The sequence below is a fragment of the Kutzneria sp. 744 genome (assembly GCF_000568255.1).
Classification (GTDB): Bacteria; Actinomycetota; Actinomycetes; order Mycobacteriales; family Pseudonocardiaceae; genus Kutzneria.
On record NZ_KK037166.1, the window covers coordinates 8,424,868 to 8,433,751 of the forward strand.

Consider the following 8,884-nt stretch of genomic DNA (forward strand, 5'->3'; position numbering starts at 1 on the left):
GAGACAGTTCGGTCCCTATCCGCCGTGCGCGTTGGAGATTTGAGGAAGGCTGTCCCTAGTACGAGAGGACCGGGATGGACGGACCTCTGGTGTGCCAGTTGTCCCGCCAGGGGCATGGCTGGTTGGCTACGTTCGGGAGAGATAACCGCTGAAAGCATCTAAGCGGGAAGCTTGTTCCAAGATGAGATCTCCTACCTCCTTGAGAGGGTAAGGCCTCCTATAGACGATGGGGTTGATAGGCCAGAGATGGAAGCCCTGTAAGGGGTGGAGTTGACTGGTACTAATAGGCCGAGGGCTTGTTTACAAAGACGCTTCGCATCCACTGTGTGGTTCTGAGAGAACCAATCAGGCACTGCCTGGGGGACCTCTTGGGGTCTAGGGCAGGTGTCTGTGGGATTCTTTCATAGTGTTTCGGTGGTGTTAGCGGAGGGGAAACGCCCGGTCCCATTCCGAACCCGGAAGCTAAGCCCTCCAGCGCCGATGGTACTGCACTCGTGAGGGTGTGGGAGAGTAGGACGCCGCCGGACTAAATTTGGGGAAGGCCCCTGCGTCGTGGCGACACGATGCAGGGGCCTTCTTCTATGTGCCCCGAAGAGGCGCCCGGGGCCACGTGACGGCTACCGTGGTACCGGAGAGCGCCACCATCCCTTCGTGGGCTCTTGCCATGTTGTTCTAGGAGGTTGTTGTGTCCAGGTTCGGGCAGCGTCCCGGCGATCGTGAGCGCGGTCAGGGTGACCGTCAGCAGCGCACCGGCGGCCAGGGATCAAGTGAAGGCCGGGGTCAGCGCGGCGATCGTGGCGAGCGGCGGTCGTTCGGCGACCGTCAGCAGGGTGGTGCGCCCCGCCAGGACCGCGGCAACTGGTCGCCACGGGACAACAGCGACCGCAGCAGCGGCAGCAGCAACCGTGGCGGTTCCGCCGGCGGCGGCTACCGCGGCAACGACTCCCGTTCCGGCGGCGGCGACCGCCCCCGCTACAACAACAGCGGCAGCAACGACTCGCGCGGCGGCAGCGACCGCCCCCGTTTCAACAGCAGCAGCGATTCCCGTGGTGGCAGCGACCGTCCGCGCTACAACAGCAGCGACTCGCGCGGCAGCGGCGACCGTCCGCGCTTCAACAGCAGCGGCAGCGACTCCCGTGGCGGCAGTGACCGCCCGCGCTTCAACAGCGGCAGTAGCGACTCCCGTGGTGGCGGTGACCGTCCGCGCTACAACAGCGATCGCGGCAACGACTCGCGTTCCGGCAGCGGCGATCGTCCCCGGTTCAACAGCGACCGCAGCAGCGGCAGCAGCAACCGTGGCGGTTCCGCCGGCGGCGGCTACCGCGGCAACGACTCGCGCTCTGGCAGCAGCGACCGCCCCCGCTACAACAGCGGTAGCAGCGACTCGCGCGGCAGCGGCGACCGTCCTCGCTTCAACAACGACCGTGGCGACCGCCCGCGCTACAACAGCGACAACCAGCGCTCCGGCAGCGGGTCGAGCGGCGGCTACCGCTCCGGCTCCTCCGACCGTTCTGGTTCGGGTGACCGGCCGCGCTTCACCAGCGACCGCAACGACCAGCGCGGCGGCGACCGCCCGCGCTACAACAGCGGCGACCGTGACAACCAGCGTTCGGGTGGCAACTCGAGCGGCGGTTACCGTTCTGACCGCAGCAGCTCCGGTTCCAGCGACCGTCCGAGCTACGGCAACCGCGACCAGCAGCGTCCCCGGTTCAACAGCGACCGGAACAACGACCGCAGCAACGATCGTGGCGACCGCCCGAACTACGGCAGCGACCGTGGTGGCGAGCGGGGTGGCGACCAGCGCGGTGGTGAGCGTCGCTCGTACGGCGACCGTGACAACCAGCGCTCCGGCGGCGGTTCGACCGGCGGCTACCGCTCCGACCGCCCGAGCTCGGGTGACCGTCCCAGCTACGGCAACCGCGACAACAGCCAGCGCTCGGGTGGCGGCTACCGGTCCGACCGCAGTGGCTCCGGTTCCAGCGACCGCCCGAGCTACAACAACCGCGACCGCGGCGACCGTCCGAGCTACGGCAACGACCGCGGCGGCGACCGTCCGCGCTACAACAGCGACAACCGGGTCAACGACCGGGACCGCGAGGACGTGCGCGACGGCTCCAGCAGCCGGCCGCAGCGGCCGTCCAAGTTCGACCGGCCCAAGCGGGCGGACGGCGGGCGCAAGTTCGACGGCGAGCGCAAGCCGCGCGCCAACCAGGTTCGGCGTGAGCAGAAGCATGAGCGGCCGCGCGCCTTCGAGGAGCGTGCCCCGCTGCGCGCGGTCGAGGACAAGCCGCTGGAGGAACTGGAGATCGCCGAGCAGGCCGAGGCCGTAGCGGCCGCGGTCGACGCCGACGTCGCCAAGACCGAGACCAACACCGGGACCGATGCCGAGGCCACGGAAACGCCGGCCGACGAGGCCGCCGAGAACGAGGACGGCGACGCGCCGGAGGCCGAGGCCCAGCAGCGTGACGAGCAGCAGCGTGACGAGCAGGAGCGTGACGAGCAGGAGCAGCCGCGGACGGACAAGTTCGGTGTGCCGCTGCTGCCGGAGGGCGCTGTGTTCTCCGCGCTCGACGCCGAGGCCCGCATGGAGCTGCGCAGCCTGCCGAAGGCGCTCGCCGAGACCGTGGGCGCGCACCTGGTGGCTGCCGGTCTCCTTGTCGATGACGATCCGGAGCAGGCCCTCGCCCACGCTCGGTTCGCCCGAGCCAAGGCCGCGCGGGTCGGCCTGGTCCGCGAGGCCGCCGGCCTGACCGCGTACCACGCGGGCGAATGGGCCGAGGCGCTGTCCGAGCTGCGTGCCGCCCGGCGCATGAGCGCCGGCCCCGGCCACCTGGCCGTCATGGCCGACTGCGAGCGCGCCCTGGGCCGCCCCGAGCGCGCCCTCGACCTGGCCAAGGAAGCCGACGTCAAGCAGCTCACCAAGGCCGAGCAGATCGAGCTGCGCATCGTCGCCGCCGGCGCCCGGCGCGACATGGGCCAGCTGGACGCCGCGGTCGTGGCGCTGCAGGGCGACGACCTGGACCCGGCCAAGCACGAGCCGTGGAGCGCCCGCCTGTTCTACGCCTACGCGGACAACCTCGCGGCCGTCGGCCGCACCGAAGAGGCCATCCGCTGGTTCATGCAGGCCGCCGAGTTCGACGAGGACGAGGAGACCGACGCCTCGGAGCGCGCGGTCGAGCTGAGCGAAAGGCGACAACGCCGACGACGACAGTGCCGACAGCGCTGACGGCGAGAGCGGCGACAGCAGCGAGAACGACAGCGAGGGCGACCTCGCCCCGGTCGGCGAGGAGCGGGAGTGACCGAGCCGGACCTCCTCGCCGCGTACGACGCGCTGCTGCTCGATCTCGACGGCACCGTCTACCGCGGCGGGGAGGCCGTGCCCGGCGCGGTCGAGGCGATCAAGGCCAGCCGGGACCGCGGCGCCGGCATCCGCTACGTCACCAACAACGCCTCGCGCAAGCCGGGCAGCGTCGCCGAGCACCTGAACGAGCTGGGTTTCCAGGCCTCCGTCGAGGAGGTCAGCACCAGCTCCCAGGCCGCCGCGGCCGTCCTGGCCGAGCGCCTCGACCGGGGCGCCCTCGTGCTGATCATCGGCACGCCGGCCCTGACCGACGAGGTCGAGGCCCTCGGCCTGACATCGACCAGGGTGTTCTCGCCCGAGGTCGCTGCCGTCGTGCAGGGGCACTCCCCGGACACCGGCTGGCGCGACCTCGCCGAGGCGGCCCTGGCCATCCGCAACGGCGCGCTCTGGGTGGCGTGCAACGTCGACGCGACGCTGCCGACCGAGCGGGGCCTGTTGCCGGGCAACGGCTCCATGGTGACCGCCCTGCGCGCGGCCACCGATGTGGAGCCGGTCGTCGCCGGCAAGCCGGCCCGTCCGCTGATGGACCAGGCGATCCGCTCGGCCGGCGCGCGCAGGCCGCTCGTCGTCGGCGACCGCCTGGACACCGACATCCTCGGCGCCACCAATGCCGAGCTGGACGCGTTGCTGGTGCTCACGGGCGTCGCGACGCCCGGCCAGGTGCTTGAGGCGCCGGCGGAGCTGCGCCCGCGCTTCCTCGCCGCCGACCTGTCCGGCCTGCTCGTGCCGGTGTCGGAGGTCGAGATCGCCAAGCAGCCCGACTGGGACGTGCAGGTCGACGATGACACGCTCACCGTCACCGGTTCCGGCGATCCGCTGGCCCTGCTGCGCGGCCTGTGCGCCGCCTGGTGGCAGGCCGGCGGCGGCCCGGTGACCGTTCGGGCCGGCGATGACGCCTCGATGGCTGCCTTGGCCGAGCTGAATATCGGCTAGCGTTGTACGGAGCCGCACGAGTTAGTCCATCCAGGAGCCAGAGATGACCCAGCCGCCGATTCCGGGTCCACCGCCGACCACTGCGCGCAGTGTGCCCACTGGACCGCGTGGGCCGATGTGGCCGGCTGACGACAACGGGGGGCAAGCCCCCCGCACCCCCGGCTCACCCACCGCAACCATCGACTACGCCGTGGCGAGGCTGGCGGAGCTCGACACGCTCGACGTCGCCGAGCACCCGGCGCGGTTCGAGGCGGTCCACGCCACGCTGACCGACGCGCTGTCGGCCATCGACGGGTTCTGAGCCGATGACCCGCAGGGCGCGGCTGGATGCGGAACTGGTCCGTCGGGGACTGGCCAGGTCACGGGCGCCGCGTCGGAACTGGTCGCGAACGGTCGGGTGACCGTGCGCGGCACCGTGGCCTCGAAGGCGGCCACCGCCATCGACGCCGACACCCCGGTCATCGTGCGCGAGGACGACGACGACCCGAACTGGGCCTCTCGTGGCGCCTACAAGCTGGTCGGCGCGCTCGACGCGTTCGACATCGACATCGACGGCCGCCGCTGCCTGGACGCGGGCGCGTCCACCGGCGGCTTCACCGACGTGCTGCTGCGCCGTGGCGCGCGCGAGGTCGTGGCCGCCGATGTTGGCCGCGGCCTGCTGCTGTGGCGGCTCCAGACCGACGACCGGGTCGTGGTCCTGGACAAGACGAACGTGCGCGCGTTGAACCCCGAGTTGACCGGTGGCGTCGTCGATCTCGTGGTTGCCGATCTTTCCTTCATCTCCCTCGGCCTCGTGCTGCCGGCGCTGCTGTCGTGCACCGCCGAGGACGGCGACATCGTGCCGATGGTCAAGCCGCAGTTCCAGGTGGGCAAGGACAACGTCGGACCCGGCGGGGTGGTGCGCGGCGAACGGCTGCGGGCCCAGGCCGTGCTCGGTGTCGTCGGCGAGGCCGCCGAACTGGGGCTGCGCCTGCACGGCGTGGTCGCGAGTCCGCTGCCCGGCCCGTCCGGCAATGTCGAGTACTTCGTGTGGTTGCGGCGAGGCGAGCCGCTGCCGGCCGAACAGGCCGAGGAGCTGGTCGCCACCGCGGTACGTGAGGGGCCGAAATGACGCAGCTCAACGTGCACGGCGACCGGGAGATCCTGCTGGTCGTGAAGACCGGCCGCCAGACCAACCTGCGGCTGGCCGAGAAGGTCGCCGGCCGTTTCGCGGAGGCGGGCATCCGGCTGCGGGTCGTCGAGGACGAGGCCGCCGACCTGGACCGCTCCTGCTACGCCGAGGTGGCGCCCGCGAGCACCGCGGCCGTCGGCACCGAGCTGGTGTTCGCCCTCGGCGGCGACGGCACGCTGCTGCGCGCCGCCGAGCTGGCCCGCCCGTTCGGCACCCCGGTGCTGGGCGTCAACCTGGGCCGGGTCGGTTTCCTGGTCGAGGCCGAGATGGACGACCTCGACGAGGCCGTGCAGCGGGTCATCGACCGCGACTACCACGTCGAGGAGCGGATGACGCTGGACGTGGCGGCGTCGGTGCAGGGCGAGGTCATCGCCCACACGTGGGCGCTGAACGAGGCCAGCGTCGAGAAGAGCAGCCGCGAGCGGGTGCTGGACGTGGTCGTCGAGGTTTACGCCCGCCCGGTGTCCTCCTTCGGCTGCGACGGTGTGCTGTGCGCCACGCCGACCGGGTCGACGGCCTACTCGCCCCTTTGCGTGGCGGCCCCGTGGTGTGGTTTTGACCTGGACGCGCTGCTGGTCGTGCCGAGCAACGCGCACGCCCTGTTTCGCCCGGCCGTTCGTGGTGTCGCCGAGGTCGGTGGTGGCCTTCGAGATCGACCCGCACGGGCACCCCGCGGTGCTGTGCTGCGACGGCCGACGGCTGGTCGAGCTGCCCGCCGGCACCCGCGTGGAGGTGGCCCACTCCAGCACGCCGGTCAAGCTCGTGCGGCTCAAGCAGGACCCGTTCTCGGACCGCCTCGTCACCAAGTTCGCGCTGCCGGTGCAGGGATGGCGCGGCCCGGTTCTCGACTGACCAGCCCGTTCGGGCTGGCAGCGCTGACCGGTTTGGCCCGCCCCGGTCGTGGAACGTCAGGGGTTGGCACTAGTGTTCGACCTGTGCTGATCGAGATGCGTATCCAGGGTCTGGGCGTGATAGAAGAGGCCAGCATCGAACTCCACCGGGGTTTGACGGTGGTCACGGGCGAGACCGGCGCCGGCAAGACGATGGTGGTCACGGGCCTGCACCTGCTGAGCGGGGGGCGGGCCGAGGCCTCGCGTGTGCGCACCGGGGTGGATCGCGCCGTCGTCGAGGGTCGCTTCCACACGCCACCGGGCACCCCGGCGGCGGAGGTCGCGGCCAACGCGGGCGCGGACCCGGACGAGGACGGCAGCCTGATCGCCGTGCGCACCGTCAGCACCGACGGCCGATCCCGCGCGCACCTGGGCGGCCGGTCCGTGCCGGTCGGGGTGCTCTCGGAGCTGTCCGAGCAGCTGATCGCCGTGCACGGGCAGAACGACCAGCTGCGGCTGACCCGCCCCGCCGAGCAGCGGGCCGTGCTGGACCGGTTCGCCGGCGAGTCGGTGGGCGAGCCGTTGGGCCGCTACCGCGCGCTGCGTGAGGAATGGGTCCAGGTCACCACCGAGCTCGTCGAGCGCACCGAGAAGTCCCGGGAGATGGCCCGCGAGGCCGACCTGCTCAAGCACGGTCTGGCCGAGATCGCGGCCGTCGACCCGAAGCCCCGGCGAGGACGAGGACCTGCACGCGGAGTCCCGCCGGCTGGGCGACGTCGACCAGCTGCGCGAGGCGGCGGCCGGCGCCCAGTACTCGCTGAGCGGCGCTCGCCGACACCGAGGTCGACGCCGTCGTCGGCACGCGGCAGCCGCAGTGGTGGATTCCCCGCCGAGCAGCGGGCCGTGCTGGACCGGTTCGCCGGCGAGTCGGTGGGCGAGCCGTTGGGCCGCTACCGCGCGCTGCGTGAGGAATGGGTCCAGGTCACCACCGAGCTCGTCGAGCGCACCGAGAAGTCCCGGGAGATGGCCCGCGAGGCCGACCTGCTCAAGCACGGTCTGGCCGAGATCGCGGCCGTCGACCCGAAGCCCGGCGAGGACGAGGACCTGCACGCGGAGTCCCGCCGGCTGGGCGACGTCGACCAGCTGCGCGAGGCGGCGGCCGGCGCCCAGTACTCGCTGAGCGGCGCCGCCGACACCGAGGTCGACGCCGTCGGCGCCCTGGGCATGATCGCCGAGGCGCGGCGCCGGTTCTCCTCGACCGAGGACCCCAAGCTGCGTGACCTGGAGCCGCGCCTGGCCGAGGCGGCCGTGCTGCTCACGGACGTGGCGACCGAGCTGGTCGGCTACCTGGAGTCGTTGGACGCCGATCCGGCGCGGCTGGAGCAGGTGCTGGCCCGGCAGCAGGAGCTCAAGCAGCTGACCCGCAAGTACGCGGCCGACATCGACGGCGTCCTGGAGTGGGCGCGGGTGTCGCAGGAGCGGCTGGCCGGCCTGGACACCTCCGAGGAGGCATTGGCCGAGCTGGCCCGTCGCAAGGACGAGCTGGCCGGGCAGCTGGCCTCGGCGGCCAAGGAGGTCAGCGCCGAGCGGGCCGCCGCCGCCGCGGACCTGGGCAAGGCCGTCACCGAGGAGTTGGCTGGGCTGGCCATGGCGCAGGCCACCGTCGAGGTGGCGGTGCTGCCGCGGCTGGCCGAGCCGGACGACGCGGTGGCACTGCTGGTCGACGGCCAGCGGCTGCACGCCGGCCGCGAGGGCGTCGACGACGTGGAGCTGCGACTGATGCCGCACCCGGGGTCGCCGGCGCTGCCGGTGAACAAGGGCGCCTCCGGCGGCGAGCTGTCCCGTGTGATGTTGGCGCTGGAAGTTGTGCTGTCCCACGCCGATCCCGTGCCCACGCTCGTTTTCGACGAGGTCGACGCCGGTGTCGGTGGCCGCGCCGCGGTCGAGGTCGGCCGGCGGCTGGCCCGGTTGGCCCGCAGCCACCAGGTCATCGTCGTCACCCACCTGCCCCAGGTCGCCGCCTACGCCGACCGGCACATGGTCGTCAGCAAGGTCGCCGAGGGCGGTCTGACCAGCAGCGGGGTCAAGGTGCTCGACGAGTCCGAGCGGGTCGTCGAGCTGGCCCGCATGCTCGCCGGCCTCGACTTCACCTACACCGGCCGGGCCCACGCCGAGGAGCTGCTCGACGCCCGTTCCGACAAGAAGGCAGACGAGCCGGTGCGCAGGACCCGGAAGAAGGCCGCCAAGTCCTAGAAGTCCTAGGGGGAGCACGATGGGGACCGTCGAAACCGCTGTCCGATTTCGCGTGGGAGCGGCTCCGCAACCGCGTAGGCGGCTTGATGGACGCTGTGCCCATGACGCGCGTTCCGCGCGGGGCTCGGCCCCTTCGGGGCCGGTGCCTTCCCTGGCCGGATTTCGCCCGCCGCATCGGCTCGGGCGGTGGGGCGCGTCGGGTGGCGGCGGCCGAAATCCGGCGACGGTCCAGGCGCCGGCGGGGCCTCGCATCCTCCGGCGCTTCCATCGGTCGGCGTGGTGCCGAAAATGTCCCGCGCTGGCCTCCCATCCTTGGCGCAGCCCATCGGTTCGCGC

Annotated in this window: 3 protein-coding genes, 1 rRNA gene, 2 pseudogenes and 1 other annotated feature (1 of these 7 cut by a window edge); all 6 genes and pseudogenes read left to right on the forward strand. The window is 71.9% G+C overall.

The window, feature by feature from the left end; genetic code table 11:
* Positions 1-304 (forward strand) — a sequence feature (mutual gap in cmsearch alignment for this rRNA model is longer than 100) (it extends 2,187 nt beyond the left edge of the window).
* 106 nt (positions 305-410) lie between these two features.
* Positions 411-527, forward strand: a 5S ribosomal RNA gene (gene rrf / locus KUTG_RS38915).
* Between the two features lie 158 nt (positions 528-685).
* Positions 686-3,226, forward strand: coding sequence for a hypothetical protein (locus KUTG_RS64380; RefSeq protein WP_063753623.1), 2,541 nt, complete (start codon positions 686-688; stop codon positions 3,224-3,226).
* Positions 3,227-3,295: 69 nt separating this feature from the next.
* A complete protein-coding gene (locus KUTG_RS38925) occupies positions 3,296-4,294 on the forward strand; it encodes an HAD-IIA family hydrolase (protein ID WP_043724128.1) in 999 nt (332 codons plus the stop codon).
* A gap of 305 nt (positions 4,295-4,599) precedes the next feature.
* Positions 4,600-5,405: pseudogene (locus tag KUTG_RS38935) on the forward strand (TlyA family RNA methyltransferase).
* A pseudogene (locus KUTG_RS57070) lies at positions 5,402-6,317 on the forward strand (NAD kinase). Before KUTG_RS38935 ends, KUTG_RS57070 begins: the two co-directional pseudogenes overlap by 4 nt.
* Positions 6,318-6,412: 95 nt before the next feature.
* Positions 6,413-8,548, forward strand: coding sequence for a DNA repair protein RecN (gene recN, locus KUTG_RS59460; RefSeq protein WP_232241519.1), 2,136 nt, complete (start codon positions 6,413-6,415; stop codon positions 8,546-8,548).
* The last annotated feature ends 336 nt before the right edge of the window (positions 8,549-8,884 follow it).

Coding starts and splice junctions, on each gene's coding strand:
- recN (WP_232241519.1), top strand. CDS start 6,413: ATGCGTATCCAGGGTCTGGGCGTGATAGAAGAGGCCAGCATCGAACTC.